Origin of the sequence: Nocardia rhizosphaerae (genome assembly GCF_042650365.1) — a bacterium.
Taxonomy (GTDB): domain Bacteria; phylum Actinomycetota; class Actinomycetes; order Mycobacteriales; family Mycobacteriaceae; genus Nocardia; species Nocardia rhizosphaerae.
In genome coordinates, this window is sequence record NZ_JBHSBA010000005.1 from 21403 (window position 1) to 46496 (window position 25094).

The following is a 25094-nucleotide window of genomic DNA, read 5'->3' on the forward strand; positions in this document are numbered from 1 at the left end:
ACTGGGGCCACCGATCCCAGTACGAGGTGGTTGCTGTGGCCGAACTCGTTGTGGCGGGCCTGATATGGCTGGCGAAGCCGATTCTGCTGGTGCTGATGCTGGCGACGTGGGCTGGTGGTTGCGCGAGCCGATCTACCAGCCCGCAGTCATCGTAGGCTGTCGACCAGGCAACCGCAGCTAGGAGGACCTGATGTCAGGCAAGTCTGAGGGATTCGACGAATCCAGCTCGAGCGCAGGCAGCTTGCTGCAACCCGAAGAACGAAGATTCGTTCAGCGACTACGAGCAGTCGAACCGAGATACAGAGCATCCATCGACAGGGTGTTGATGAATGCCGGGATATCAGAACTTTCGGATACCAGCACCGTTGCCTTGCTGCAGGATTCGGTCGCCAAGCTCGACGAACTTATCGGCGACCTCGCCAGCGAGCTCGACAGCTCTGGTCCCGGCGTGCGTTTGTCACGCCCAGCACCTCACCTTGAGGATGTCCCGGTCTCGGACGCAGTTCGCTACATGAAGCAGCTGCGGACTTCGATGGTGCGACGTATCGCCTCCCTCCAACGTCAGGAGCAGATGGAGGAAATCAAGGACGCCGTCGAGGAAAAGGTGGTTGATCCCGACATCCGACGAGAGCTGTCCGAGATGGTCGAGCGAATCTCACAACAGCAAGCGGAGTTGGCCGCGAAGGTTCAGGCACAAGACGAAATCGGCGTCGGTGAGATCAAGCGCCTCAACATCATGAAGCAGCGTTGGGAAGTCCGTAAGGCGATGCTGGAGCGCGAGCCAGCGGCCGTCTTGGTCGGCGCCGTACTACTGATCCTCCTGGCGATTTCACTCATCGTCGCGATGTTCATCCACACCGATGTCCCAGAGATCGTGGCGAGCGGGTTCCTACTGATCCTAGGCTTCTTCTTTGGGCAGAACAGCTCACGCGGCGGATCGTCGAACTGACGCGCGGCTAGCTGGTTGCGCCCGAACATGGGGATCGTCGCGGTCGTAGCCTGCCTCGATCAGCGCTTCGCGGTCTTCGGGAGTCAGATCGGGTTGGACGAACTGTGTTAGCGTCGGGCTCCCGGCAATTCGGACGACTTCCTGCAGATCGCTGCTGCTCATAGGGTACATAGTGCAGATAGGCGGCTTGGTAGCCGATCAGCGTCGAGGCCGGTGCGGGCAGCACCGACAAGGCCCGAGGAACATCGCATCTTCTCTCAGCTCAGGGAGAAATCCGCCTCGACAACCAGTCGGCCAGGACAAATTCCCGGGTCGCCCGCGTTCCCTTCTTCGATGTGCCCCGCCAAGGAATCGAACCTGCGACTACCCGACTGGACCGGCGCCATATCCAGGATCTTCAACCAGTCGGGCTACAGGCCGTCGCGCGCACGGATTTCGAGGGACCGCACGAGCCGTTCGGCTCTCGCGAGGGTGGAATGAAGGCCCTCCGAAAGTGTGCCGAAAGCGCTCTGACCAGGCTCGACTACGGAGCACCAGCCTTTCCGAACTCCTCCCGTTCGGCGACTGCGCTGGTGTATGCAGCCATCAGCGCATCTCGTACTTCCTCCTCCGGTCGGAGTTCGTAGACGAAGTTCAGTAGTTGCTGCCGATTTGGCATCGTCACAGCAGCCATCCAGCCGGGCAGGCCGGTACGTGTCAACTCAGATTGGAACATCTCCGGGGTAACGCCCGCGCTGTGCAGGCACGACCAAATGCGGTGCGCGAGTTGCAGACGCATGTTGTAGTGGGCGGCAGACACACCCATGCTGTCGAGACTGGCTATGAGGTGGTCGTAGGGCTTCTGAGGTGGCTCACCGCCCGTATCGCCCTCTGCCGCCGCAGCAGCGCGAGCCCGATCCAGCTTCGTGGATCGGGCCGGCTGGCGGAGGGGAAGCTCAGTCTGAGGACTACTCACGCGGATGGGCTGTTCCTCAGCGATGAGAGGTTCCTCGTGTAGGTTGCGCTCTTCATGAACACCGAGGCTCCACAGCCTCATCACCTTGTCCACCTCGGACTGGCACGCAAGTGCACCGACAAGCGCCTCGGTCATCGCACGCGCAGGCATCCGTGGGCCGGTCAGCGCCTTGTATACGGTCTGGTGGGAGTATCCGGCCATCCGCCCCAGCTCAGTGGTGGACTTGTCGCCACACTCGGTTATCAGCCGCTGCAAGTACAGGAAGAACGACAACCGGGCACCCGAGGGCACACCCGGCTTCCGGAGACGGCGCTTCGCCATTGACGACCCCTTGGCAACATCTTTTCAACCTGACATCTACTTCACATCAGCGGTGTCTCACCAGTTCAGCAGAGCACCTGAGAAGAGTTTGCCCGGGAAATCCGTTGCTGCCAACCTTGTTTCAGCACGACCACCGAACGCCTATCCGGCACTAAGCACCGTAAACAGACTCAAAGTACGAAAACAGGAGGTAGCAGTGCCACGCCGTTCCCCCCGGGCCGTCCAGCCGCAGCCCGGTGTCGTCAAGAGGGGTACCCAGAGTCCCCCTGTGCCAGTCCCGATGTCGTGGCCCGGCGCGGCCGTCGATCTTCTCGCGCTGACACTGATACTGACCGCATTGGTTGCCCTCGTCGTGTTCGGCAACGCCAATGCCGCGGTTATTGCCGCCGTGGGTGCCGCCACAGCCATCGCGATTCGGGCTTGGCACGGCAGACGTAGCGCCTAACCCATCGCGAGCGGCAGCGGTCAGGCTGACGCCAGACCGACTCCGGACAAGATCTTGTGGCGACTAGTGCCGATTTCGATCCGTCGCAGTGCATCGAACCACGACAAGTTCGGACGGGCCGAATCAATCAGACATACAGCCAAAGCGGGGGGTAACCGGGGGCTGAACCGCAAAAAACAGGTCAGGCCCGGTCTATGACCTGGCCTGACCTGCTATTTCTGTGGAGCTAAGGGGACTCGAACCCCTGACCCCCACACTGCCAGTGTGGTGCGCTACCAGCTGCGCCATAGCCCCGTGTTCTGTTGTTTCAGCCGCTCTCGCTGCTGCCTGAATGAAGTTACACCATCGTTCTCGGCGACTACAAATCGGCTGGTAGACGGCGGAAAGGCAGGGAATCGGGGGTGGGTGGAGTGGTGGGCGGGGCCTGCGGGGGCGGTGAGGGCGGAGTAGAATGTGCCGAACCTCACGCGGGGTCAGGGGGCGAGGGTGATGACCCAGTTCTCGTCGCGCCAGTCGATGGCGTTGGTGCCGTCGAAGATGGCGGGGGTGGCCGATTTGTTGTCGGTGCGGGCATCGAGGTCGGCGAGGTTCTTACTCGCGGCGGTGCGGGCCGGGGCGAGCTGGGCGCCGCCGGTGATGCAGGAGGCGACGGACTCCGGGGCGCCGGATTCGGTGGCCAGGGTGGCAAGGGCGGGGTTGCTCAGGTCCTCGCCGCCCTCGTCGGGCTGCTTTGTGGTGAACAGCGACTCGTGGAACTTGCCGAAGGTGGGACCGGAGCCGGTCTGGGCGACGCAGAGGCTCGCGGCGATGGCGCGGGTGGAGTAGTCCTTGCTCTTGGAGCGGTCGTCGAGGAAGGCGACGAGGTGGTAGTTCACCGCCAGTTTGCCCTCGTCGACCTTCTGGGCGATCTCCTGGCCGAAAGTGGTCTCCATCGTGCCGCAGGCGGGACACAGCGGGTCCTCGAAGATGTCGACGGTCTCGGCGGCCTCGGGGCGGCCAAGCCGGATGACGCCCTCGGGTGTGGCCGTGACCTGCACCGCGGTGTCGCGTACGGCGCCGTAGCCGTCGTTGCGGACCTCGGTGGGTGTCGGCTTGTTCCACTTGAACGCGGCGAACACGAGGAGCCCGATCACGACGAGGGCCACCGCGGCCAGGGCATAGGTGGTGTTGCTGGACACGGGGCGCGGGGTGTGCTTGGAACCGGCGTTGCTCACCTGTCCACTGTGCCTCGAGCGGACGAGGCCGTGCCGCCTGGGCCGCGCAAATCCTGCTCGACCTGCTTGTCCAGCGGGTCGGCGTCGACCGGCCGCGGCGCCATTCCGGTGCGCACCATCGGCACGCCGTCGGGGCAGCCGTCGCCCGTGCATTGCGGGTCGATGCCGTCACCGGCGTGATCGGGGTGTTCCGGATCCTCCGGGTGTTCGATCGTCGACGGCTCCGGGGTGACCAGCCAGGCGGCCGCCGACACCACCAGCACACCGCCGGTTACCGCCATTCCGACGCCGAACGAGGTGCGCTCGGCGATCCAGCCGATCACCACCGGGCCGAGCACGGTGCCGAGATCTGCGGCCATCTGGAACGCGGCAAGCACCGGGCCGCCGCGGGCGCGGGCGCCGATCACATCGGCCAGCGCGGCCTGCTGGGCCGGGCTGAACATGCCGGAACCGAGACCGGCGACGAACGAGGCGACCAGGAACCAGGGCAGCGAGGGCGCGAACCCGAGCACGCCGGTGCCGATCGCGCAGATCGCCGACCCGGCGATCAGGAACGGCTTGCGGCCGAAGCGGTCGGACAACCTGCCCGAGACGAACAGCACCGCGGCATTGCCCGCGGCGAACACGGTGAGCGCGACACCGGCCATCCCCGATTCCTGGTGCAGGGTCTCCACCACCAGCAGCGGCACGAACGCCATCCGCACGCCGAACACCGCAATACCGCCCGCGAAGCTGGACAGCAGCACCGCGCGATAGGCCGGTTCGGTCCATGCCTGCCGGAAGGTGAACGCCGGCGCCGCCGAGCCCTCCTCGGTCCGCAGCACGGGCGATTCGCGCAGCCCGGCGAACACGATGACGCACACGATCAGCAGGGCGACGGCATAGATGACGAACGGCGCGCGCAACCCGAGCCCGGCCAGGCCGCCACCGACCAGCGGCCCGAGCAGCGACCCGATCAGGAAGCTGGTGGAGTAGATGCCGGAGACCCTGCCGCGCGCGGCAGGCGGGGACACCCGGATGATCAGCGCCATCGACGACACCGTGAACATCGTCGACCCGACACCGCCGAGCGAACGCAGCACCAGCAGTTGCCAATACGTCTGCGCCAGCGCGCACGCACCGGTCGACAGCGCGACGATGAGAATCCCGGCCAGATACACCCACCGCTCGCCCAGCTTCTGCACGAGCCTGCCGCTGGCCGGCGCGAACAGCAGCCGCATCAACGCGAACGCGCTGACGATCGCCGAGGCGGCCGCGATGCCGACACCGAACTCGCGCGCGTATTGCGGCAGCACCGGCGCGACCAGACCGAAGCCGAGCGCGATGACGAAGGCCGCCGCGATCAGGACCCAGATCTCGGCCGGTAGCCGGACCTTCGCCTGCGTGCTCACTCGCTCAACGCCTGATTCACCATCTCCTCGGCGGCCGACTGCACTTGGGCCAGGTGCTCGGCGCCGAGGAACGACTCGGCGTAGATCTTGTATTTGTCCTCTGTGCCGGATGGGCGGGCGGCGAACCAGGCGTTCTCGGTGGTCACCTTCAGCCCACCGAGCGCGGCGCCGTTGCCACGTGCGGTGGTGAGGATGCCGGTGATCTCCTCGCCCGCGATCTCGGTGCCGGTGATGGCCTCCGGCGTGAGCGCGGCGAGCTTGGCCTTCTGTGCGCCGGTCGCCGCGGCGTCGATGCGCGCGTAGGCGGGGCTGCCGTATTGGCGTTCCAGCTCGCCGTAGCGGGCCGATGGGGTCTGGCCGGTGACGGCGGCGATCTCGGCGGCGAGCAGCGCGAGCAGGATGCCGTCCTTGTCGGTGGTCCACACGGTGCCGTCCATCCGCAGAAACGACGCGCCCGCGCTCTCCTCGCCGCCGAAAGCCAGGCTGCCGCTGAACAATCCGGGCACGAACCACTTGAATCCGACCGGCACCTCGTAGACGTCACGCCCGAGCACATTGACCACGCGATCGATCATCGACGAGCTGACCACCGTCTTGCCGATCTTGGTGAGCGCGTCCCACCACATCCGGTTGGCGACCAGGTATTCGATCGCGACGGCAAGGAAGTGGTTGGGGTTCATCAGCCCGCCGTCGGGCGTGACGATGCCGTGCCGGTCGGCGTCCGCGTCGTTGCCGGTGGAGATGTCGTAGTCGTCCTTGATCCCGACCAGGGCGGCCATGGCGTGCCGCGAGGACGGGTCCATCCTGATCTTGCCGTCGCTGTCGAGGGTCATGAACCGCCAGGTCGGGTCGACGAACGGGTTGACCACCTCGAGTTCGAGATCGAAGCGCTGGCCGATCTCCTCCCAGTAGTCCACCGAGGCGCCGCCCATCGGATCGGCGCCCATCCTGATGCCCGCACCGCGAATCGCGTCCAGGTTCAGCGCGTTCGGCAGGTCGGCGACGTAGTGGTCGAGATAGTCGTAGCGCTCGACGTGGGTGCGCAGCGCCTGGGCCAGCGGCACCCGCTTGACCGCGGCCAGGCCGCCGCGCAGCAGCTCGTTGGCGCGTTCGGCGATGGCGTCGGTGGCCTTGGTGTCGGCCGGGCCACCGTGCGGTGGGTTGTATTTGAAGCCGCCGTCGCGGGGTGGATTGTGCGAGGGAGTGACCACGATGCCGTCGGCCTGGTGCTTGGTGCCGCCCCGATTGTGGCGCAGCACAGCGTGACTCAGTGCCGGGGTGGGGGTGTAGCCGTCGCGCGCGTCGATCACCGCGGTGACGTCGTTGCCCGCGAGCACCTCGAGCGCGGTGGTCCAGGCGGGCTCGGACAGCGCGTGGGTGTCGCGCGCCAGATAGACCGGTCCGGTGATGCCGCGGGTGGCACGGTACTCGACGATCGCCTGGGTGATCGCCATGATGTGCGCCTCGTTGAACGCGCAATCCTCGCTGGAGCCACGATGACCGGAGGTACCGAACACCACCCGCTGCGCCGGTTCGGCCGGATCGGGAACCCGGCTGTAGTAGGCGGTGACCAGGTGCGCGATGTCGACCAGGTCGGTGGGGCGTGCGGGACGTCCGGCGCGATCGTGGGCCATGGTGGGGATTCCCTTCCGTGTCGGCTGCGCGCGGCTGGTCATGAGGATCATGCGAACAACCAGTGGGTAAGGGACGCCGCGGCGTACACCGCGGTCAGGCTCGCCGCCACACTGAGCACGACATTGCCAACGGCGTACACGTAGGCGCCCTCGGTCACCAGACGAACCGTCTCGTAACCGAACGTGCTGAACGTGGTCAGCGCTCCGCAGAGACCGATTCCGGCGAACGCCAGCAGCGCACTGCCCGCGCTCGCGCCGATCAGGCCACCGAGCAACGCCGAACCGACAATGTTAACGGTTAGCGTCCCCCACGGCAGCCCGGACGGAAAGCGCGAGGTGACCGCCCGGTCGAGCAGGTAACGGGCAGGGGCGCCGAGCATTCCACCCGCGAGCACCAGCGCCGCCGTCATCGCCGCCCTCCCCACCACTCGACCATCCGATGGCACCCTTCCGTCATAGGTTTCCCCTCGGCCGCCCGCGCGCGCCCGCCACCCATCGGGTCGCGAACACTGCGGTGGCCACGGCGCTCAGCCCGGCCAGCACCGACAGGCCGAGGTAGCTCAGCGCCGCGACGACCGCACCGCTGTCGAACAGTGTACGAAGCTCGGCGCTGTAGGTGGAGAAGGTCGTGAAGCCGCCGAGCACACCGATTCCCAGGAACGGCCGGACCAGCCGCGGCGCCTGCCACAGCTCGGTGACCGCCACCATGAGCACCCCGATCGCGAAGCAACCGAGCACATTGACCGTGAACGTCGACCACGGGAAGTCCCCCGGCCGCACCGGCCACAAGTGGCCCGCGCCGAAACGGGCACTCGCGCCGAGCCCACCACCCATCGAGATCGCCGCGAGGACGGCCGGATCCAGCGCCGCGGGCCGCGTTGCCATAGCGCTGCCCTCCCCTGCTGGTCCGACGGTGGTCGTTGCTCATGGTATCGAGACGCACCGACAAGCGGGGAGCCGGGCAAACCTTCAGCATGTGGCGCGGTGCCCCATCCACGACGACGGCCCGGACCGACGATTCGGTCCGGGCCGCTACGGTCTCGGGTCAGTGCGCGAGCACCGGTTCCCCTTCGGCGGGGGCAGGCACCTTGTTCGGCATCAGCACACCGATCACGATCGCGCCGAGGACGAATGTGGCGCTCGCCCACCAGAAGCTGGTGGTGTAACTCTCGATCGCACCCTGGGCCATGGTGAGCGGGCCCGGCTGATGCGAGGACACGTAGTCGGTCATCGCCGAGGCCGCGATAGTGCTCAGGAGCGCGGTCCCGATCGAGCCACCGACCTGCTGGCTGGTGTTGACCATCGCCGAGGCGACGCCGGCGTCCTCGTGCTGCACCCCGGCGGTCGCGCCCTGGAAGGCGACCGACATGGCGCCACCGAGACCGAGGCCGAGCAGGATCAGCGCGGGCAGGATGTGGGTGACGTAGCCGGTGTCGAGCCCGATCCTGGTCAGCCACAACATCCCGGCCGCGGCGACGAGGAACCCGCCGCTGATCACGACCTTGGGACCGACGCGGGGCAGCAGCAGCGACGGCGCGGTGGTCGAGGAGGCCACCATGCCCGCCACCATCGGCAGGAACGCGACGCCGGTCACGATCGGCGAGTACTGCAGCGTCAGCTGCATGTAGTAGGTGAGGAACAGGAAGATCGCGAACATGCCGATGCCCATGATGAACACGGTCAGGTAGGCGCCGCCGCGGGTGCGGTCGGCGACGATACGCAGCGGCAGCAGCGGATGCGCGACCCTGGTCTCGATCCAGGCGAACGCGGCGAGCAGCACCGCACCGCCGATCAGGAACGCCAGCGTCGACGGCGCGGTCCAGCCCTCGGTCTCGGCCTGGGAGAACCCGTAGACGATGCCGAACAGCGCAGCGGTGACGGTGACCGTGCCCGGCCAGTCCAGCTTCGGTCGTGCGCCCATGGTGGTGTGCTTGGCCAGCAGCAGCACCGCGCCGACCAGGGCGACGGCGGCGAAGATCAGGTTCACATACATCGCCCAGCGCCACGAGGCCCACTCGGTGAGCGCGCCGCCGAGCAGCAGGCCGATCGCGCCACCGGCACCGGCGACGGCGCCGAAGATGCCGAACGCCTTGGCCCGCTCACCGGGTTCGGTGAAGGTGACCGTGAGCAGCGACAGCGCGGCGGGCGCGAGCAACGCGCCGAAGACACCCTGACCGACCCTGGCCGCGACGAGCATCTCGAAGGTCGTCGCCGCGCCGCCGACCGCCGAAGCGACGGCGAAGCCGATCAGACCGATGATGAAGGTGTTGCGGCGCCCGAACAGGTCGGAGAGCCTGCCGCCGAGCAGCAGCAGGCTGCCGAAGGCGAGCGCGTAACCGGTGATGACCCACTGGCGATCGGCATCGCCGAAGCCGAGGTCGGCTTGGGCGGCGGGTAGCGCGATGTTCACGATCGTCGCGTCGAGCACGACCATCAGCTGGGCTATGCCGAGCACGGCAAGCACCCACCAGCGCAGGGCGTGCGACCCGCGGCGGCCGGTGCCGCCTGCCGCGGGACGCTGCGTCCCGGTCTCGAGTGTGGCGGTCATAACTCCCCTTGCGTGTCGACGGTCTCGGAATGAGTGGGACAATCGGAGGAAAAGCCTCCGCTTTCCTCGAAGCTACCAGAGTAACGGAGTAACCACCTCCACTTAATCCTCGGATTGATAGGATGTACTTGTGAATCACGCCACGACGACTGCCGCACCACCCCGCCGCTTGCGCGCCGACGCCGCGCGGAATCAGGCACGCATCGTCGCGGCCGCCCGCGAACTCTTCGCCGAACACGGCCTGGAAATCACGCTCGACGATGTCGCCGAGCGCGCCGGTGTCGGCGTCGGCACGGTCTATCGCCGCTTCGCCAACAAGAAGGAGCTCATCGCCGAGGTCTTCGAGCAGCACATCGCCGACTTCGCCGATGTGGCCGATGTGGCGATGCGCAATCCGGACCCCTGGCTCGGTCTGGTCGAGTTCTTCGAGCAGGCATGCAAGCACCTGTCGACCAACCGTGGCTTCGGCGAAGTGATGCTCGAGCTCGAAGAGGACCCGGCCCGCTTCGCCGAGTTACGCGACCGGATCCGGCCGACGGTCGCCGCGATCGTCGAGCGCGCGCGGGCCGCGGGCGCGGTCCACCCCGATGTGACCACCACCGATTTCTTCGCGCTGATCCATATGGTGAACTCCTTCGCCGAGTTCGCCGCACCGGTGAATGCCGAAGTCTGGCAACGCTATATGGCCATCACCCTCAACGGCGTCCGCACCGATTCGGTGCCACGCAGACCCCTGCTCGTCGACCCGCTCACCGACGACGAAGTCGAGCGCGCCAAGTCTGCGGGATGCCTCGGCCGACGGCGCTGAGCAGGAACTCTCCCCTGGTTCAGTAGTGCGGATCACACCCATCCGCTACATTTGGACACATGACCAAGAGCACCTGGGTGAACTGGGCAGGCGAGCAGCGCTGCACACCCGCCGTCGTCGCCGCACCGCGCGGCGTCGAAGAACTGGCCGAGATCGTCACCGCGTCCGCCGCGGCGGGCCGCACCGTGCGCGTCGCCGGATCTGGCCATTCGTTCACCGACGCCGTGCTCACCGACGGCACCCTGATCGACCTCGGCGGCCTGGACAGAGTGCTCGAGATCGACACCGCGACCAACCGGGTCCGGGTCGAGGCCGGGCTCACCCTGCACGCGGCCAGCCCCCTGCTGCACGGCCACGGCCTCGCCTTCCCCAATCTGGGCGATATCGACACCCAGTCCATCGCGGGCGCCACGGCCACCGGCACGCACGGCACCGGGGCCAGGCTGCGCAATATCTCCGCCGCCCTGCATTCGGTGGAGGTCATGCGCGCCGACGGCAACCGGGTGGAACTGAACGAGCAGACCGATCCCGACGGCTGGCGCGCGGCGCGGGTGAGCATCGGCGCCCTCGGTGTCGTCACCGCGGTGACGCTGCAACTGGAGCCGTCGTTCGTGCTCGACCTCGTCGAACGACCGGTACCGCTGGTGGACGTGCTGGCGAATCTCGACGAATTCGTCGACGGCAACGATCATTTCGAGTTCTTCGCCTTCGCCCACAGCGGTGTGGCGATGACGAAGGCGGGCAACCGGACCACGAAACCGGAGCAGCCGCGTAGCGCCCTCAACGCCTGGCTCAACGACGTGCTCCTGTCGAATCACGCGTTCACCGGGATGTGCAAAGTGGGCAGGCGGATCCCCGCCGCCATTCCGGCCATCCACCGCATCGCCACGCAGGCGGGCAGTCACAACCGCAAGATCGACCGGTCCTACCGGGTGTTCGCGACCCCGCGGCTGGTGAAGTTCACCGAGATGGAATACGCGATCCCACGCGAGCACGCGGTCGCGGCGGTCCGCCGGATCGTGGAGCTCACCCAGCGCTTCCGCACACCGATGCCCATCGAGGTCCGCTGGGTGGCACCCGACGACGCGTTCCTCTCCCCCGCGAGCGGCCGCGACACCTGCTATATCGCCGTGCACCAGTACCAGGGCATGGAATGGGAGCCGTACTTCCGCGCCTGCGAAGCGGTGTTCGACGAGTACGCGGGCAGGCCGCACTGGGGCAAACGCCACTTCCAGACGGCCGAGACTCTGCCCACCCGCTACCCGGACTTCGACCGGTTCACCGCCGTCCGCCGCCGCTTCGACCCCACCGGCGTCTTCGCCAACGACTACGTGAACCGGGTGCTCGGGCCCGTCGGCTGAAGGCGAACGGGGCGGACATCGCGGACAACGGTGCCGCCGGTTGTCCCGCACCCGGCACACGCGCGGCGGTGCGGATGGAATGATGGTGACGATAACCCGAAGCGCCACAAGCACTTCGACCCTGCGCCGAAAGGGCGACCATGGCCCACACTCCCAGCGTTCTGTTCGTCTGCGTCCACAATGCGGGCAGATCACAGATGGCGGCCGGCCTGCTCAGGGCCATGGCCGGTGACCGGATCGAGGTGCGCACCGCGGGCAGCGATCCGGCGCCCCAGCTGAACCCCGCCGCCGTCGCGGCGATGGCGGAGATCGGGATCGATATCTCCGGCGAGCAGCCCAAGGCGCTCACCGACGACGCGGTCGGGCTGTCCGATGTGGTGGTCACCATGGGGTGCGGTGAGGTGTGCCCGTACTTTCCCGGCATCAGCTATCGCGACTGGGTACTCGCCGACCCCGCCGGACAGCCGATCGAGGTTGTTCGCGGCATCCGCGACCACCTGCGCATCCTGATCGGCAATCTCATCGCGGAGTTGGTTCCGGTCCCCGCCCGCTGAGGTCCGATTTCTTCAAGACCGCGCCGCGCGGGGCCGCCTACGCTGCGGATATGACTCCACAGCTCGATGTGATCTCGATCGTCGTCTCCGATATGGCCGCCTCGCTGGCCTTCTACCGCAAGCTGGGGCTGGTGTTCGGCGAAGGCGCCGAGACCAGCGGCCACGCCGAGGCCCCGCTCGGCGGTGGTCTACGGCTGGCGCTGGACACCGAGCAGGTCGTCTCGTCGTTCTCGCCCGGCTGGCAGCCGCCGACCGGGCCGGGGCGCAGCGGTCTCGCCTTCCGCTGCGCCGATCCGGCCGCGGTCGACAAGCTCTGGCACGAACTGGTCGACTCCGGCTATCACGGGGAACTGCCGCCCTGGGACGCCGTGTGGGGCCAGCGCTACGCCACGCTCGCCGACCCCGACGGCCAGGGCATCGATCTCTACGCGCCGTTGCCCGGCGAATAGGCCGACCAGGAGCGCGGATCGCGCTGCCGCCGGTCGAAGCGGCCGAGCAGGTCGCGGACCTCGTCGCTGACCGGCGGTTCACCGCTGCGCCTTGCCCACAGGTGGGTGTCGTGTTCGGTCAGCGTCACCGGGCCGGTCGCGGCGACGTCGACGACGAAGGTGAACTGCCTGGTGCGGGCGCCGCTGCCGGACAGATAGTCGAAATCGCCCAGATAGTCCCGGATTCCGGTGACCTGCAAACCGGTTTCCGCCGCCACTTCGCGGATCACCGCGTCGTCGAGCGCCTCGCCCGGTTCGACGACCCCGCTCGGCAACTCCCACCGGCCACTCAACGAATCCGATCGTCGGCGCCGGAGAATGAGGACCCGGTCGTGCCGGACGACGACGGCGCCGACGACAAGTCGACGAACTTCGTCTCGTTCGGCCTCGATGCGGAGCGCGGAGTACACGGATACGTCGATCATGGGGGTCACATCCTCTCGTCGGTGGTGCGGATTTGCCTTACGACGGGGCGTGCCCAGTGAGCATAACTTTTTACCGCGGTGTTGCCGAATGCGACTTTCCGGGCGCCGAGCGGCGGCTCAGCCGGTTTGCAGGCTGCGGACCGAGCATCCGGCCAGGTCACGTAACTCCCTGGACAGGTGAGCCTGGTCGGCGTACCCGGTGACGGCCGCGGTCTCCGCCGCGGGCAGGCCGGTGCGCAAGGCCGCGAGCGCTCGCTGGAAACGCAGAACTCGAGCCAACATCTTGGGGCCGTAGCCGAAGGCCGACAGCGACCGACGGTGCAGCATCCGGGTCGAAATTCCCACGCGCGCAGCGGTTTCCGCCACGGTCGCGCCGGCAGCGATGAAGTCGGCGATGGCCGTGGGCACCGGATCGGCGCGACCCGCGTCGGCGGCGAGCCGCATCGCGAGCGTTTCCAGCGCGTGTTCGCGGTCGGGCGCGTCGTCGATCCGGGCGGCCAGTTCGCGAGCCTGGCGCGACGGCAGCACATCGGCCAGCGGAACACGCTGGTCCAGCAGTTCGCTCGCCGGGAGGCCGAGCAGCCGGGGCGCGGCGCCGGGGGCGAATCGGATGCCGACGTACTCCGAGCCCCCGGACACGGTGTGGAAGGGGCGGCTGTCGGGACCGGCCACCAGCAGGGTGCCCTCGGTCCAGATCAGGTCCATACACCCGTCGGGGAACACGGTGACCGGGCCCGGCGGCGATTCTCGCGTCCAGATCACGGCCCGGTCGAGCCGCGCTATGTGTTCCCGATAGTCCACCACGCCCTCGACGGTAGCGCCGCCTACCGACAGGTAGACCGAAGCCGTCCGGAGCCGCGAGGGCCGCCGCTACTCTTGGATCACCCGTCCAGCTGGACGGGGATTGCGTGCCGGGACAGCGCTGTCCCGTTCTGCGAAGGGAACGACACCGGATGTCCGAGGACGACAATTCGCTGGTCGACATGGTCAACATGGCGATCGAAGCCACGATCCCGGCGGCCGCCTCGATGGGAGTACGCGCGGTCGAGGTGGGGCGCGGGCACGCGGTGACCACGGTGCCGATCGAGGGCAACGGCAACCATTTCGGCGCCATCTACGCCGGTGTGCAGTTCACCGTCGCCGAGGTGCTCGGCGGTGCGATCACCGCCGGCACCTTCGACACCTCGGCGTTCTATCCGCTGGTGAAGTCGTTCGATATCGCCTTCCGCGCGATGGCGCGCACCGATCTGCGCGCCGAGGCCACCCTCGCCGAGGACGAGATCGTCAGGGTCGGCGCCGAGGCCGCCGAACGCGGCAAGGCCGATTTCGTGCTGGAGGCGGTGGTCACCGACACCGACGGCACCACCATCGCCACCACCCGCGGCGTGTACCAACTGCGGGCGTTCGGACGCTGACGTCCTAGGGTCTGCCGGCATGACCGTGTTGCGTTCGATCGTGCTGTTCCTGCTCGCCGCCACCGCCGAAATCGGCGGCGCCTGGCTGGTCTGGCAGGGTGTGCGCGAGCAGCGCGGTCTGCTGTGGATCGGGGCAGGCGTGCTGGCGCTCGGGGCATACGGGTTCGTGGCCACCCTGCAACCGGACGCGAACTTCGGTCGCATCCTCGCCGCCTACGGCGGGGTGTTCGTCGCGGGTTCGCTGGCGTGGGGGATGGTCGTCGACGGGTTCCGGCCGGACCGCTTCGACGTCATCGGCGCGGCGGTATGCCTGGTCGGCGTCGGCATCATCATGTACGCACCGCGCGTCGTGAGCTGACCGGGCAGTCGTAAGATCGGCGCCCACAACGATTCGCACTCGGCGACAGGGGTGGCTCCATGCAACCGGCAGGTTCGGCGCGGCGGCCGCGAGTCACGGGTTTTCCCGGCCTCGATATCGACGACGAACCCGACGTGTGGTCGGGTGCGGCACTCGACGACGACCGGATCGCCGCGTTGGCCGTCGGCGCCTACTACGGCCGCAGTTGGGGCGCGTACTGCGACGGGGTCGCCTTCCTGCCCGAGGAAGACGACAGCCCGGCCACCCGGCGCGAGACCGCCATCGAAGGACTGCACGAATCGTGGGGTGTCGACAACGCCGAGGACGCGCGCGACACCATCCGCAGGCTGCTGGTCGGCATGCACGCGCCGCTGTTCGAGCTCGTCCACCCGCTGGCGGTGGCGGCGGCGACCGAGGCCGGTCGGGTCGACCGGGCGGGACTCGCCGAGGAGCATCGCGAATTCCTGCACACCGTCTCCGGTTTCCGCGGCTACCGCGGACCGGCGGGAATCGACCGCGACTACGACGCGTGGTTACAGGCCATCAAGCTCGGTATCACCGACACCCTGCCGCTCCCGCTGCAAGCCGACGCCACCGCCTGGGACCTGGCCCGGTTGGTGTTCATCGCCCGCGCGGCCAACACCGCGGGCTACCTCACCGAGGACGAGGCCTGGGAGCACCTGCTGAGCGGCCTCGACCGGGCGCGTCAGCACTATCGCAACTGGCGGCAATTCGGTGACGGCTTCCTCACCGGTGCCATCTTCTGGACGGCGACGCAGGACCTGTCCTCGGCGAGCACGCAGATCGCCGAGCGCAGGCGAATGCTGGCCGGCCTGCATCTGCGCCCGTCGAGTCCTTGGCGGCGGGTGGCACTGCATCCTGGCGCGCCGGTGTTCAGCCCGGCAGCGCCAGCATGATGCCGACGGCCTGCCGCCGGAACAGCTCGTCGGCGACCATGCCCAGCTTCCGGCGCTCCACCAGCAGCTGCCATTCGCCGAACAGCTCGGCCGAGGTGGGGGTGGCGGGCGCGATCGATCCGTCGGCGTGCTCGATCTCGCAGGCCAGCCGCAATGCCTCGCCGACCCGGCCGACCTCGCCTGGCGCCCAGTCCAGGAAGTCCAGCTCCGTGCCCGCTCCCCACACGTGCAGGGCCATCGGATTCCCCGGTGCGCCACGCACCTCCGCGCCGGTGACGACCGCCAGCGGCAGCTCGTAGACCGCCGACACCGCCATGAACAGCAGCCGCAGCGTGGTGACCGCGACCAGCCCCCGCACACCCCCGTGCGCGGCCCGGCCCACGTCGAGCACGTACTCGTCCGTGTGGACGCACCCGTGCAGGATCTCGATCTCGAGCCCGGCAGCGTCGCTGCGCCGTGCCGCCATCGTGACATCGGGTCGCAGCGGGCCGACCGGGCCCGGAACCGGTGCTGGGGGAACGAGATCCGGTCGCGGCGGGAACATCCGGCGCAACCCGATCAGATCCCGTTCCACCGCGCGGACCAGCACCTGCGCTTCGGCCCGAACCCCGGTCTCCAAGAACACCGGCACCGGATGGCGATCCGCCGGCACCCCGTCCTCGCCTGCCCGCGCGGACCGCAGGAACAGCAGCAGCGCCAGCTGGTCACCGTCGGTGGCCGCGAGCGCGATCCGCGACAGTTCGGCCACACCGATATCGATTGCCGCCTCGTCATCGGCCCGCAGCGGCGTCGTCACCAGCCGCCCGTCCGAATACCGCACCGCGACCCGCGCACCCCACACCTCGATCACAGCCACCTCCCGGCCAGCCCCCGCTCGGCAGGATCCTACTGACGCCCTCGCACCCGCCCGCGCTCAGGCGGTCCAGTCGACGCGGGCGGCGGCAGCGAGGAGCTTGGCGCGGCGGGTGGGGCTGGTTTCGCCGATCCAGGCGATCCGGCCGTAGACGTGGGCGCGGAAATCGGGGTGGGCGGCGTGGTTCTGGGCGGCCGGGCCGGTGCGCAGGCAGTTGTGCAGCAGGGCGCGCAGGGCGTCGTACTGGTCGCGGGGCGCGGCGGGTCTGGTGTTGACGACCAGGCCCGCGAGGGTCTGACGCTGGTGGGCGCGACGGACGAGCGTCTTGTCGGGGCCGACGGTGAAGCCCTCCGCGCGCGCGATCCGGGTGACCGTCCACACCAGGCGGTCGACATCGGTGCTCGCCGGGCCGGAGAACGCCAGGTCGTCGGCGTAGCGGGTGTAGGTGAGCCCGTGTCTGCCGGCGTAGCCGGTGAGCCTGCGGTCGAGGCCGCGGGCGACGAGATTGGCCAGCCGCGGTGAGGTCGGCGCGCCCTGTGGGAGGTGGCGGGCGGTGAGCAGAGCGCGCTGCGTCGGGGTGAGGCGTCGCAGTTCAAGGTGGCGGCGCTACAGCCCTTTTCGAATCCGTGACAAGCCGGGTGCGCGGGAATGCCGTCGAGACAGTGCCGCAGGACGCGGCGCTGGATCTCGCGCAGCCGCACCTTCGGCGCCTCGACCAAGCGCACCCCGCGCGCCTTCGGCAGCAGCCGATACCGATAGTGCGACAACGGTTGCGACGCGCGACGCAACCACTGTCCGCGGTCGGCGAACCATTCCAGCTCGGCCGGCGTCAGATTCAGCGAAACCGCACGCCAACTCGGCCGCCTGGTCGGCCGACAGCAGTCTCATCGGGACGCGACGGATGCGAGGCGACCGAAATCCTTCGTCCACGGTGCCACGAAGCACGCGTAGCGTGCCGCCTGGCCCCAGACGCTGTGCCCAGCTGACCGTGCACACCCAGGGGTTACCCCTGAGCCGGGTCGTACCGACCCCTCCTCGCCCCGCACCCGCCGCATCGCGTCACTGTCGCACACCGGCCGCCGCCGTCGCCACCGGGACGGGCCGGTAGTTCGCGGCACTGTTGCCGACCGGTGCTTCGGAGTACATTCAGAGGCGCTGATCGGTGCGTTTCCCCCGAGGGAAGGATCGCCGTCATGAGCGCAGCGGGCCGGGTGTGCGTGACCGTCGCGCTGCTGCTCGGCCTGGTCGCCGCCTGCGGTTCCGACGACGACACGCGATCCACGGCCCCGGTGAATCCCGAAGCGGGGCCGATCACCGAGATCGTGCGCACGCGGGTGGCCGAGCAGGACCTCACGTCCGCCGTTTACGGTGTGTGGCGCGGCGGCGAGCAGATCGCGCTCGGCGCGCTCGGCGAATCACCCGTCGGGGTGTCGGCCACGCCCGATATGCGAGTGCGGGTGGGTCAGCCGATGGAACCGATGCTGTCCACGGTGCTGTGGCGGCTCGACGGCGAGGGCGTCGTGGATCTCGACGAGCCCATCGCGCGCTGGCTGCCCGATTTCCCCCGCGCCGACGTCATCACCCCGCGCATGCTCGCCAACAGCACCTCCGGTATCGCCGACTACGTCACCGAGCCGGAGTTCCTGAAGATCTTCGAGGAGAACCCGATTCGGGCGTGGACGGCCGCGCAACTCCTCGACCGCGCCACCGCGCGCCCACCGGTGTTCGAGCCGGGCACCGATTGGGCCTACGCGCACAGCGACCTCGTCGTTCTCGGCGAGGTACTGCAGAACGCCACCGGGAAACCGTTGGGCGCCTTGCTCGCCGAGCACATCTTCGACCCACTCGGCATGCGCGCCAGCGAAGTGGTCCTCGACCCGGTGATCGACGCACCGTACCTGCACGGCTACACCAACGAGCGAAACCTGTTCGAGGACTCCACCTTCTGGAATCCCACCGCCTTCCTGCACAGCGGCAACATGAACGCCCCCGTCGCCGACATCGGCCGCTGGGTACGCGCCCTCGCCACCGGCGAACTCCTCACCCCCGAGCAGTTCGACCAGATGATGGCCCCTTCCACCGCGGGGCTTGGCCCGCTCACCCCCGACCGGTATTTCGCCTTCGGCGTCCTTCATCTCGCCGACTGGATCTACATGAACCCGTCCTACGGCGGCTACTTCGGCGTCGCCCTGCACGACACCCGCACCACCACCACGATCATCGTCTACACCACCCCCGGCCCCACCTCCCCCAGCGACAACACCGCCATCCCCATCGGCACCGCGCTGGCCGGCCTGCTCGTCCCCGACCGCCCACCGGCCGTTCCGGGTGGGTGAGGACCGACATCCTGCGCACCGCGTCCATTGCCGTAACCGACCACGGTTGGCAGGATGACACCGGTATGCAACATCGACCCGATCCAGCTCAGGACAGCCTCGACGGCCTGTCCGTGGGCGACGCACTCGGCGCCCAATTCTTCGTTCCCGGCAGCTCTGTTCCCGATCTTCTCGCCGGACGACCACCCGCAGGCCCGTGGCCGTGGACCGACGACACCGAAATGGCCTGCTCTGTGCACGCCGAGATCCGCACCCACGGCAGTATCGACCGAAGCGCACTCGCCGCGGCCTTCGCCGACCGGTGCGAGCCCTATCGCGGCTACGGCGCGGGAACCGTCGTCGTCCTGCATCAGATCCGTGATGGACGACCATGGGCCGAAGCGGCCGGGGACGTGTTCGACGGACACGGCTCGTGGGGCAACGGCGCGGCCATGCGTGTCGCTCCGCTCGGCGCCCACTTCGCCGGAAAACCCGACCTTGCCGCCGTTCAAGCCGCCAGGTCCGCCGAGATCACCCACCGGCATCCCGAGGCGATACTCGGCGCCATGGCCGTGGCCGTCGCGGCCGCGCACGCCGCAGCAACCCGCGAAACCGGCAGCACACCAGCAGAACTACTAGCCGCCGTCGACCCCTACCTGATCGACGGGCGCACCTCCTCGGGGATTCGCCGTGCCCGAGAGCTGCTCGGACACAGTGTCGCCGAGGCGGCGTACGAACTCGGCAACGGTGCCCGCGTCAGCGCGCAGGACACCGTCCCGTTCGCCCTCTGGGCGGCGGCCGGCTACCTGCACGACTACCCGGCCGCCATCACCGCGTGCGTCGAAGCGGGCGGGGACGCGGATACCACCGCAGCGATAGTCGGCGGAATCGTGGCCGCGCACACCGGCATCGGAAACCGCGCCGATGTCAAGGGCATACCCGGTGATTGGCTCGCCGCCCGAGAACCCCTCCCGTCCTGGGCGATCCGCTGACCAGATAGCCACCGGTTCGTCATCGCCGCTCGACTCAGGCCGCCATGGGTACCGGAACACGTCCGCCCTTCGCCCGATACCTCGGCGATGAGGTCCGAACCCGCCCATCAAGAACTGGACCGATGAGCCACACACGCTGGAAGACCCTCCGGGAACGCAAACTCACCGAGGGCTACACCGAACCTGAAGTTATCGCCGAGACCCGCCGCGCGATCCAGCTCTCCATGGCACTGGCCGAAGCCGTCTACGACCGCCGCACCGAACTCGGACTCACCCAATCCGGCCTCGCCGAACGCGTCGGCCTGACCCAGGCCAAGATCTCGCGTATCGAAGGCTCCGACACCGTGCCGACACTTCCCCTGCTCGCCAGACTCGCCGACGCACTCGCCGCCACCCTCGACATCTCCCTTGACGCCGACTACACCCGAACGTCGACATGGGCAGCGCCGACCTACTCTGGCGGACGCTGGTAAGTGTCGAGCGTGGCCTTGCTGGTGCTCGGGTTCTGCAACACCAGTTCCCACGGACCGGAGTTGATCTCGAAGTCCTTACCGAAGCCGAGCCACTTCCCGGCCAGCCGGTTGCCGGTCGGGTCGGCGAGCAACTGAAGGGCACCGTGGTAGCGGGCGCCGCGGTAGTAGCCGTCCACGGCGGTGCGTTCGGCCCAGGTGCCCGTGGCGACGCTGCCGTCAAGGGAGAGGTCCAGCTCAATCGTCGACGGCGACGATCCGGGCAGGCTACGGACGGTCACCTGGCTCCCATGCTGGAGCACGACGGCGTAGTGCGCCACGGTGAACGATGAGTCGCGCCCACTGGAGTAGTACTCGTACCGCGACAGCCACACGCCGGAGTAGTCCCCGACCGCGCGGGCGGCGGTAACCGCGGCCGAGGACGTCACGCCGATCGGTGATTCGACGTCGTGACTTCGGTCGAGGCTGCCACCCACTTCGCGGCCTGCGCGCACGATGCCGAACCCAAGGGTTTCGATCGGCAGGCCCATAACTTGCTCGAGCGCACGCGCGTGGCTCGGCCTCGGCTGTGTGGTGGCGCCGGATTCCCACCGCTGCACAAGGCGTTTGGTGGCGCTGACGCATCCTGCGTCGCGCAGTGCGCGGGCAAGGTCGTCTTGGCTCATGATCCGGGCGGTACGTGCGGCGCGCAGAGCCGTGTTCGGTGTGCTCCCCATGCCTGCAACGGTAACGCGAATGACGCCGAAATGTCGCCCCGAATAGGGGCCGATTGACGCCGTGGTCGTCGTCGCGCACGCACATCGCCACCCGGCAGTGTTGGCAGTGCTCCCCGGCGTCGGACGCCGCGAAATCTCCGGCGCCGGGTCGAGCATCCAGCCACGGCAGAGAGGTTCGTCATGTGGGGGCAGAAATCGCAGCAGCCGACCGTGTGGGACATCTTGGCGCGGTTGGCCGCCGAAGCAGAGCAGCAGGGCGGCCCGTCGCCGGTGCTCGATCACACCACGCCGGGCGAGCCGCTGACTCACGAGCTGGCGCACCGGGTGCTACAAGATGCACCGGACGTGCGAGCGCTGGTAGTGCCCGCGCAAGGCCGCAGCGTGGGACACGCTCGTTGAAGCCGGCCGGATCGTGCCGCGCCCGACGAACGGGTCGATGTGAGCGGCGAGCAGACCGCGCGAACTCGCTGAGCTCGACGCCGATGCGCTCGCCGCGCTCGCCGCTGTGGCGCCTGAGCCATGCGAACAACCGGCACCGGGTGCCGACATGGCGACAGCCCAGCGTGACCGGCACGCCCACAGCTCGGGGTGGCCCGATCGATCAGCCCGCCCAACACTCGAGTTGGCCGACGGTGTCGGTACTGGCCGACTCGAGCGATTCCCGATCAGTCGTCAGGGCGTGAGAAAAGCCCCCGACCTGTAACTATCAGGTCGGGGGCCTCGAGTGGAGCTGCCGGGAATCGAACCCGGGTCCTCCGCCGCGTCTTCAGGGCTTCTCCGTGTGCAGTTCGCTGTGTCTCTACTTGGATCTCCGGGTCTCGCGAACAAGCTCGGATGACGATCCCAGTCGCTGTTGCATGTTCCGCCGTGACCCGCGACCGGCCCTAGCGGTAAGTCCCCCTAGCTGATGCCAGGATCCGGGTCGAGGGACGAACCCGGTCTGACAGAGACGCCTGCTACTTAGGCAGCGAGGGCGTACTCGCGCTGATTGGAATCGGCGCTTAATTGGTTGCAACGACGCTTACGGTGGTCTCTTGCCTGCACCGACACGCTTCCCCTGAATCAACGTACGCAGTCGAAACCGTTCAGCCCCGTACGTGCCCGCACCTTGCGGGCTAGTCATGTTAACACTCCCGATGCCGGGATTCTTCCCATTATTTTGCCAGCTCCCGGTGGCGTTGTTGTGACACCGCAGCGAACCACACGGTACGGAGTTGTGAGATCGGCGCAACAGGGCCGGTGCGGGCGGGTACTGTTCTCGTTCGGCCGGTTCGGGACGAGCGTGATCCCTGGTGCGGCTGGAACAAGGAGTTACCTGATGGCATTCAGCAGTCGGCTGCGGCGCGCCGCGGCGATTCCCGTCGCCGCCGGTCTGGTCCTCACCGCGGCCTGCTCCTCGGATGGGCCGGGCGAGGCTCCCGGCGTGACCAGCGCCCCCTGTCCCGGCGCGGTCGACAAAGACCGGGGATGCATCTATCTAGGGGTGCTGTCGGATCTGGCGAACGGTCCGTTCACCGCGCTCGGCGCCTCGATGAACGAGGGGCAGCTGGCGTTCTGGAACGCGGTGAACGAGGCGGGCGGCATCGGCGGCTACGACATCGACATCACCACCTACACCCGCAACACCTCGCTCGATCCGCGCACCCACCGCACCGCCTACACCGAGATCGAGCCGCACGTGCTGGCGCTGGCGATGAGTTTCGGCACCGGCCAGACCATCGCCATGCTCAACCAGATGGACGACGACGACATGGTGAGCGTGGCCGCCACCCAGTGGTCGGGCTGGAACTACCGCAGCGCCGACCGCAACCTGGTGCTCAGCGCGGGCTACTCCTACTGCACCGAGGCGGTGACCGGACTGGACTGGTTCGCCGGCACCCACTACGCACCGCGCAATATCGCGGTGGTCGCCTACCGCGGCAACTACGGCGGTGACTACGCCAGCGGCGCGCTGAAGTGGGCGATCGCCAACGGCGCCACCATCGCCGACCGCATCGACACCGGACCCAACGGGGAAGTCGGCAATCAGGACGGACCGGTCGAGGAGATCCTGGCCGCCGACCCGGATCTGGTGATGCTGGCGACCGGACCGGCGGAGACGGCCGAGATCGTCGGCAAGCTGGTGAAATCGGGCTACACCGGCCGGTTCCTCGGCTCCCTGCCCACCTGGAACGCCGCGCTGCTGCAGACCGCGGCGGCGCCCGCGCTCACCGCGCTCTACAACTACACCACCCCGGTCGACAGCTGGAGCGGCAACAGTCTCGGCGCCCAGCACGCCCGCGCGGCCATCGACGGTGAACCGGCCAACTTCGGCTATTCGCTCGGCTGGGCGATCTCCTACCCGCTCGAGGCCCTGCTCACCGCGGCCGCCGACGACGGCGAGCTCACCCGCGCCGGATTGCGCCGCACGATCGTCGGCCTCGAGCCGGACGGCGAGGGGATGGTCGCGATCCATCCCGCGGGCGCGGCCGGACCCGACCCGGCAGTGGAGTGGTCGTCGGTGTTCGAGCCGGACGCGCAGGCGCCGATGGGCGCCAGAGCGCTCGAAGTCGGCTATCAGGGTGACACGCTGGACAAACTGAATCTGAACGAGCCCTGCACGCGGCTGTAACTCAGTTCGCGGCGATCAGTCCGACCGCCGCGAGCGCGAGCACCATCCCCACCTTCTGGGTGGCGCCGATCCGCTCACCGAGCAGAACCATCGCCAGCAGCACGGTCGCCGCCGGATACAGCGAACCGATCACGCTCACGACCGACAGCATGGAGCCGTGGAAGGCGTAGAGAAGGGCGGCGTTGGCGATCACATCGAGCACGCCGACCCACAGGGCGAGCCGCAGCGGTTCGCCGTGCAGGCCACGGAACTCGCCTGCGGCCAGCGCGGAGATCCACACCACGGCGGTCGCGGCGGCACGCTGTCCGAGCAGCGGCCAGAGCCCGGCGCCGGGCTCGGTCTCGTGCAGGAAGAAGAACGCGAAGCCGAAGGCGGCACCGGATCCGACGGTGAGCAGCGCGACCCGGCGGCTGAACCGCAGCCTGCGCCCACCGATGATCTCCTCGGTGGTCTCGTCGGGTGCCTCCCTGCTCACCAGCACCACCGCCACCAGCGCCAGCGCGATTCCGACCACCGCCGCCGGACCCGGCCGTTCGCCGAGGAAGAACCCGGCGACCACCGGGATCCCGGCGACGAGCACCGCCGTCACCGGCGACACCACCGACATCGGGCCGTCGGCGAGCGCGGCGTAGAACCACCACACCGCAAGGCCACTGGCCACCCCGGCGGCCAGCCCCCACAGCATCGACGCCGGATCGGGATCGCCGCCGACCAGCGGCGCGATCAGCACAACGAGCAGTACCGAGAACGGGTACGAGACGACGACCACCCGCAGCGCGGTGACCCGCCGTGCCGCGATGCCGCCGAAGAAGTCACTGACTCCGTACCCCGTCGCCGCCACGAGGGCGAGCAGAACGGAGATCAACGCATGCCTTTGACCCGCCGACCGATCTCACGCGTGACCTCACGCTCGGCCTGCCTGCGGGCCAGGTCCTGCCGCTTGTCGTAGTCCTGCTTGCCCTTGGCCAGGGCCAGTTCCACCTTCACCTTGCCGTCGGAGAAGTACATAGACAGCGGCACCAGCGTCTGGTTGCCCTCGCGCGACTTGCCGACCAGATGCTCGATCTCGCGCCGGTGCAGCAGCAACTTGCGGGTGCGCCGCGGCGCGTGGTTGGTCCAGGTGCCGTGGCTGAACTCGGGAATGTGCAGGCCGCGCAGCCAGACCTCGCCGTTGTCGACGGTCGCGAAGGCGTCGACCAGTGAGGCCTTGCCCTCGCGCAGGCTCTTCACCTCGGTACCGACCAGCGCGATCCCCGCCTCATAGGTGTCGAGGATCGTGTAGTTGTGCCGCGCGCGGCGGTTGGTCGCGATGACCTTCCTGCCCTTTTCCTTCATAACGGTCAACTCTAAGTGA

At 68.3% G+C, this 25094-nt stretch carries 27 protein-coding genes, 1 tRNA gene and 1 other RNA gene; 12 read left to right on the forward strand and 17 right to left on the reverse strand.

Annotated elements, in window-relative coordinates; translation table 11 throughout:
- Positions 1–190 precede the first annotated feature (190 nt).
- A complete protein-coding gene (locus tag ACFOW8_RS09760; RefSeq protein ID WP_378548885.1) occupies positions 191–949 on the forward strand; it encodes a hypothetical protein in 759 nt (252 codons plus the stop codon).
- Here ACFOW8_RS09760 and ACFOW8_RS09765 read toward each other — a convergent pair.
- From ACFOW8_RS09765 to ACFOW8_RS09805, 9 genes are all read right to left on the reverse strand, one after another.
- Positions 926–1111: a hypothetical protein gene (locus ACFOW8_RS09765; protein ID WP_378548888.1), complete on the reverse strand. Its 186-nt coding sequence runs from the start codon at positions 1109–1111 to the stop codon at positions 926–928. The genes ACFOW8_RS09760 and ACFOW8_RS09765 overlap by 24 nt on opposite strands.
- A 361-nt stretch (positions 1112–1472) precedes the next feature.
- Positions 1473–2177 (reverse strand): hypothetical protein, encoded by a 705-nt coding sequence (locus ACFOW8_RS09770; RefSeq protein ID WP_378548891.1) that lies wholly within the window; start codon positions 2175–2177, stop codon positions 1473–1475.
- Positions 2178–2891: 714 nt separating this feature from the next.
- Positions 2892–2964: transfer RNA gene (locus ACFOW8_RS09775), tRNA-Ala, on the reverse strand.
- A 179-nt stretch (positions 2965–3143) separates the two neighbouring features.
- Positions 3144–3884 carry a DsbA family protein gene (locus ACFOW8_RS09780; RefSeq protein ID WP_378548894.1) on the reverse strand — a complete coding sequence of 247 codons (741 nt, stop codon included), beginning with the start codon at positions 3882–3884 and terminating at the stop codon, positions 3144–3146.
- Positions 3881–5275, reverse strand: coding sequence for an MFS transporter (locus ACFOW8_RS09785; protein ID WP_378548896.1), 1395 nt, complete (start codon positions 5273–5275; stop codon positions 3881–3883). The genes ACFOW8_RS09780 and ACFOW8_RS09785 overlap by 4 nt, the downstream gene beginning before the upstream one ends.
- The gene (pgm, locus tag ACFOW8_RS09790; RefSeq protein ID WP_378548899.1) at positions 5272–6909 is read right to left on the reverse strand and encodes a phosphoglucomutase (alpha-D-glucose-1,6-bisphosphate-dependent); all 1638 of its coding nucleotides are present in this window, start codon (positions 6907–6909) and stop codon (positions 5272–5274) included. Before pgm ends, ACFOW8_RS09785 begins: the two co-directional genes overlap by 4 nt.
- A gap of 47 nt (positions 6910–6956) precedes the next feature.
- The gene (locus tag ACFOW8_RS09795; protein ID WP_378548902.1) at positions 6957–7319 is read right to left on the reverse strand and encodes a fluoride efflux transporter FluC; all 363 of its coding nucleotides are present in this window, start codon (positions 7317–7319) and stop codon (positions 6957–6959) included.
- 43 nt (positions 7320–7362) lie between these two features.
- Entirely contained in the window at positions 7363–7794 is a 432-nt protein-coding gene (crcB, locus tag ACFOW8_RS09800; RefSeq protein WP_378548905.1) for a fluoride efflux transporter CrcB, read from the reverse strand.
- Positions 7795–7954: 160 nt separating this feature from the next.
- A complete protein-coding gene (locus ACFOW8_RS09805) occupies positions 7955–9457 on the reverse strand; it encodes an MFS transporter (protein ID WP_378548908.1) in 1503 nt (500 codons plus the stop codon).
- Positions 9458–9587: 130 nt separating this feature from the next.
- Here ACFOW8_RS09805 and ACFOW8_RS09810 point away from each other — a divergent pair, with 130 nt between their 5' ends.
- The 4 genes from ACFOW8_RS09810 (at position 9588) to ACFOW8_RS09825 (ending at position 12629) form a co-directional block, all read left to right on the forward strand.
- The gene (locus tag ACFOW8_RS09810) at positions 9588–10265 is read left to right on the forward strand and encodes a TetR/AcrR family transcriptional regulator (protein ID WP_378548911.1); all 678 of its coding nucleotides are present in this window, start codon (positions 9588–9590) and stop codon (positions 10263–10265) included.
- Positions 10266–10324: 59 nt separating this feature from the next.
- A complete protein-coding gene (locus ACFOW8_RS09815; RefSeq protein ID WP_378548914.1) occupies positions 10325–11626 on the forward strand; it encodes a D-arabinono-1,4-lactone oxidase in 1302 nt (433 codons plus the stop codon).
- 140 nt (positions 11627–11766) lie between these two features.
- Positions 11767–12180, forward strand: a complete 414-nt coding sequence (locus ACFOW8_RS09820) for an arsenate reductase ArsC (protein ID WP_378548917.1) — start codon at positions 11767–11769, stop codon at positions 12178–12180.
- Between the two features lie 50 nt (positions 12181–12230).
- Positions 12231–12629, forward strand: coding sequence for a VOC family protein (locus ACFOW8_RS09825; RefSeq protein ID WP_378548920.1), 399 nt, complete (start codon positions 12231–12233; stop codon positions 12627–12629).
- Here the strand turns inward: ACFOW8_RS09825 and ACFOW8_RS09830 are convergent.
- Both ACFOW8_RS09830 and ACFOW8_RS09835 read right to left on the reverse strand, forming a co-directional pair.
- A complete protein-coding gene (locus ACFOW8_RS09830; protein ID WP_378548923.1) occupies positions 12605–13093 on the reverse strand; it encodes an NUDIX hydrolase in 489 nt (162 codons plus the stop codon). The two genes, ACFOW8_RS09825 and ACFOW8_RS09830, sit on opposite strands and share 25 nt — an antisense overlap.
- Positions 13094–13210: 117 nt before the next feature.
- A complete protein-coding gene (locus ACFOW8_RS09835) occupies positions 13211–13897 on the reverse strand; it encodes a DUF6597 domain-containing transcriptional factor (RefSeq protein WP_378548926.1) in 687 nt (228 codons plus the stop codon).
- A 149-nt stretch (positions 13898–14046) separates the two neighbouring features.
- Between ACFOW8_RS09835 and ACFOW8_RS09840 the strand changes: the two genes are divergently transcribed.
- The 3 genes from ACFOW8_RS09840 to ACFOW8_RS09850 are packed head-to-tail and all read left to right on the forward strand — an operon-like array spanning position 14047 to position 15783.
- Positions 14047–14508 carry a YiiD C-terminal domain-containing protein gene (locus ACFOW8_RS09840; protein ID WP_378548929.1) on the forward strand — a complete coding sequence of 154 codons (462 nt, stop codon included), beginning with the start codon at positions 14047–14049 and terminating at the stop codon, positions 14506–14508.
- Between the two features lie 19 nt (positions 14509–14527).
- A complete protein-coding gene (locus tag ACFOW8_RS09845; protein WP_378548932.1) occupies positions 14528–14866 on the forward strand; it encodes a YnfA family protein in 339 nt (112 codons plus the stop codon).
- 59 nt (positions 14867–14925) lie between these two features.
- Complete coding sequence (locus tag ACFOW8_RS09850; protein ID WP_378548935.1) at positions 14926–15783, forward strand: DUF1266 domain-containing protein; 858 nt, start codon at positions 14926–14928, stop codon at positions 15781–15783.
- Here ACFOW8_RS09850 and ACFOW8_RS09855 read toward each other — a convergent pair.
- Together ACFOW8_RS09855 and ACFOW8_RS09860 are read right to left on the reverse strand one after the other, a co-directional pair.
- Complete coding sequence (locus ACFOW8_RS09855; protein WP_378548938.1) at positions 15761–16633, reverse strand: hypothetical protein; 873 nt, start codon at positions 16631–16633, stop codon at positions 15761–15763. The genes ACFOW8_RS09850 and ACFOW8_RS09855 overlap by 23 nt on opposite strands.
- A gap of 63 nt (positions 16634–16696) precedes the next feature.
- The gene (locus tag ACFOW8_RS09860; RefSeq protein WP_378550671.1) at positions 16697–17227 is read right to left on the reverse strand and encodes a reverse transcriptase domain-containing protein; all 531 of its coding nucleotides are present in this window, start codon (positions 17225–17227) and stop codon (positions 16697–16699) included.
- A gap of 602 nt (positions 17228–17829) precedes the next feature.
- On the opposite strand from ACFOW8_RS09860, the gene ACFOW8_RS09865 reads away from it, so the two are divergent.
- The 3 genes from ACFOW8_RS09865 to ACFOW8_RS09875 all read left to right on the forward strand — a co-directional run bounded on the left by ACFOW8_RS09865 (position 17830) and on the right by ACFOW8_RS09875 (position 20416).
- Positions 17830–18972, forward strand: a complete 1143-nt coding sequence (locus ACFOW8_RS09865; protein WP_378548941.1) for a serine hydrolase domain-containing protein — start codon at positions 17830–17832, stop codon at positions 18970–18972.
- A gap of 65 nt (positions 18973–19037) precedes the next feature.
- Positions 19038–19943 (forward strand): ADP-ribosylglycohydrolase family protein, encoded by a 906-nt coding sequence (locus tag ACFOW8_RS09870; RefSeq protein WP_378548944.1) that lies wholly within the window; start codon positions 19038–19040, stop codon positions 19941–19943.
- A gap of 122 nt (positions 19944–20065) precedes the next feature.
- Positions 20066–20416, forward strand: coding sequence for a helix-turn-helix domain-containing protein (locus ACFOW8_RS09875; RefSeq protein ID WP_378548947.1), 351 nt, complete (start codon positions 20066–20068; stop codon positions 20414–20416).
- On the opposite strand, the gene ACFOW8_RS09880 is transcribed toward ACFOW8_RS09875, so the two are convergent.
- The gene (locus ACFOW8_RS09880; protein ID WP_378548950.1) at positions 20395–21129 is read right to left on the reverse strand and encodes a helix-turn-helix domain-containing protein; all 735 of its coding nucleotides are present in this window, start codon (positions 21127–21129) and stop codon (positions 20395–20397) included. The two genes, ACFOW8_RS09875 and ACFOW8_RS09880, sit on opposite strands and share 22 nt — an antisense overlap.
- 722 nt (positions 21130–21851) lie before the next feature.
- Positions 21852–22222, reverse strand: a transfer-messenger RNA (tmRNA) gene (ssrA, locus tag ACFOW8_RS09885).
- Between the two features lie 225 nt (positions 22223–22447).
- Between ssrA and ACFOW8_RS09890 the strand changes: the two genes are divergently transcribed.
- Positions 22448–23740, forward strand: coding sequence for an ABC transporter substrate-binding protein (locus ACFOW8_RS09890; RefSeq protein WP_378548953.1), 1293 nt, complete (start codon positions 22448–22450; stop codon positions 23738–23740).
- A 1-nt stretch (position 23741) separates the two neighbouring features.
- Here the strand turns inward: ACFOW8_RS09890 and ACFOW8_RS09895 are convergent, their stop codons facing one another.
- The gene (locus tag ACFOW8_RS09895) at positions 23742–24605 is read right to left on the reverse strand and encodes a DMT family transporter (protein ID WP_378548956.1); all 864 of its coding nucleotides are present in this window, start codon (positions 24603–24605) and stop codon (positions 23742–23744) included.
- Complete coding sequence (gene smpB, locus ACFOW8_RS09900; RefSeq protein ID WP_378548959.1) at positions 24602–25075, reverse strand: SsrA-binding protein SmpB; 474 nt, start codon at positions 25073–25075, stop codon at positions 24602–24604. The genes ACFOW8_RS09895 and smpB overlap by 4 nt, the downstream gene beginning before the upstream one ends.
- Positions 25076–25094 lie beyond the last annotated feature (19 nt).

Excerpts from the sequence above, each read along its gene's own strand:
- ACFOW8_RS09760 (WP_378548885.1), top strand. The coding sequence starts at position 191 with ATGTCAGGCAAGTCTGAGGGATTCGACGAATCCAGCTCGAGCGCAGGC.
- ACFOW8_RS09765 (WP_378548888.1), bottom strand. The coding sequence starts at position 1,111 with ATGAGCAGCAGCGATCTGCAGGAAGTCGTCCGAATTGCCGGGAGCCCG.
- pgm (WP_378548899.1), bottom strand. The coding sequence starts at position 6,909 with ATGGCCCACGATCGCGCCGGACGTCCCGCACGCCCCACCGACCTGGTC.
- ACFOW8_RS09795 (WP_378548902.1), bottom strand. The coding sequence starts at position 7,319 with ATGACGGCGGCGCTGGTGCTCGCGGGTGGAATGCTCGGCGCCCCTGCC.
- crcB (WP_378548905.1), bottom strand. The coding sequence starts at position 7,794 with ATGGCAACGCGGCCCGCGGCGCTGGATCCGGCCGTCCTCGCGGCGATC.
- ACFOW8_RS09805 (WP_378548908.1), bottom strand. The coding sequence starts at position 9,457 with ATGACCGCCACACTCGAGACCGGGACGCAGCGTCCCGCGGCAGGCGGC.
- ACFOW8_RS09815 (WP_378548914.1), top strand. The coding sequence starts at position 10,325 with ATGACCAAGAGCACCTGGGTGAACTGGGCAGGCGAGCAGCGCTGCACA.
- ACFOW8_RS09820 (WP_378548917.1), top strand. The coding sequence starts at position 11,767 with ATGGCCCACACTCCCAGCGTTCTGTTCGTCTGCGTCCACAATGCGGGC.
- ACFOW8_RS09825 (WP_378548920.1), top strand. The coding sequence starts at position 12,231 with ATGACTCCACAGCTCGATGTGATCTCGATCGTCGTCTCCGATATGGCC.
- ACFOW8_RS09830 (WP_378548923.1), bottom strand. The coding sequence starts at position 13,093 with ATGATCGACGTATCCGTGTACTCCGCGCTCCGCATCGAGGCCGAACGA.
- ACFOW8_RS09840 (WP_378548929.1), top strand. The coding sequence starts at position 14,047 with ATGTCCGAGGACGACAATTCGCTGGTCGACATGGTCAACATGGCGATC.
- ACFOW8_RS09845 (WP_378548932.1), top strand. The coding sequence starts at position 14,528 with ATGACCGTGTTGCGTTCGATCGTGCTGTTCCTGCTCGCCGCCACCGCC.
- ACFOW8_RS09850 (WP_378548935.1), top strand. The coding sequence starts at position 14,926 with ATGCAACCGGCAGGTTCGGCGCGGCGGCCGCGAGTCACGGGTTTTCCC.
- ACFOW8_RS09865 (WP_378548941.1), top strand. The coding sequence starts at position 17,830 with ATGAGCGCAGCGGGCCGGGTGTGCGTGACCGTCGCGCTGCTGCTCGGC.
- ACFOW8_RS09870 (WP_378548944.1), top strand. The coding sequence starts at position 19,038 with ATGCAACATCGACCCGATCCAGCTCAGGACAGCCTCGACGGCCTGTCC.
- ACFOW8_RS09875 (WP_378548947.1), top strand. The coding sequence starts at position 20,066 with ATGAGCCACACACGCTGGAAGACCCTCCGGGAACGCAAACTCACCGAG.
- ACFOW8_RS09880 (WP_378548950.1), bottom strand. The coding sequence starts at position 21,129 with ATGGGGAGCACACCGAACACGGCTCTGCGCGCCGCACGTACCGCCCGG.
- ACFOW8_RS09890 (WP_378548953.1), top strand. The coding sequence starts at position 22,448 with ATGGCATTCAGCAGTCGGCTGCGGCGCGCCGCGGCGATTCCCGTCGCC.
- smpB (WP_378548959.1), bottom strand. The coding sequence starts at position 25,075 with ATGAAGGAAAAGGGCAGGAAGGTCATCGCGACCAACCGCCGCGCGCGG.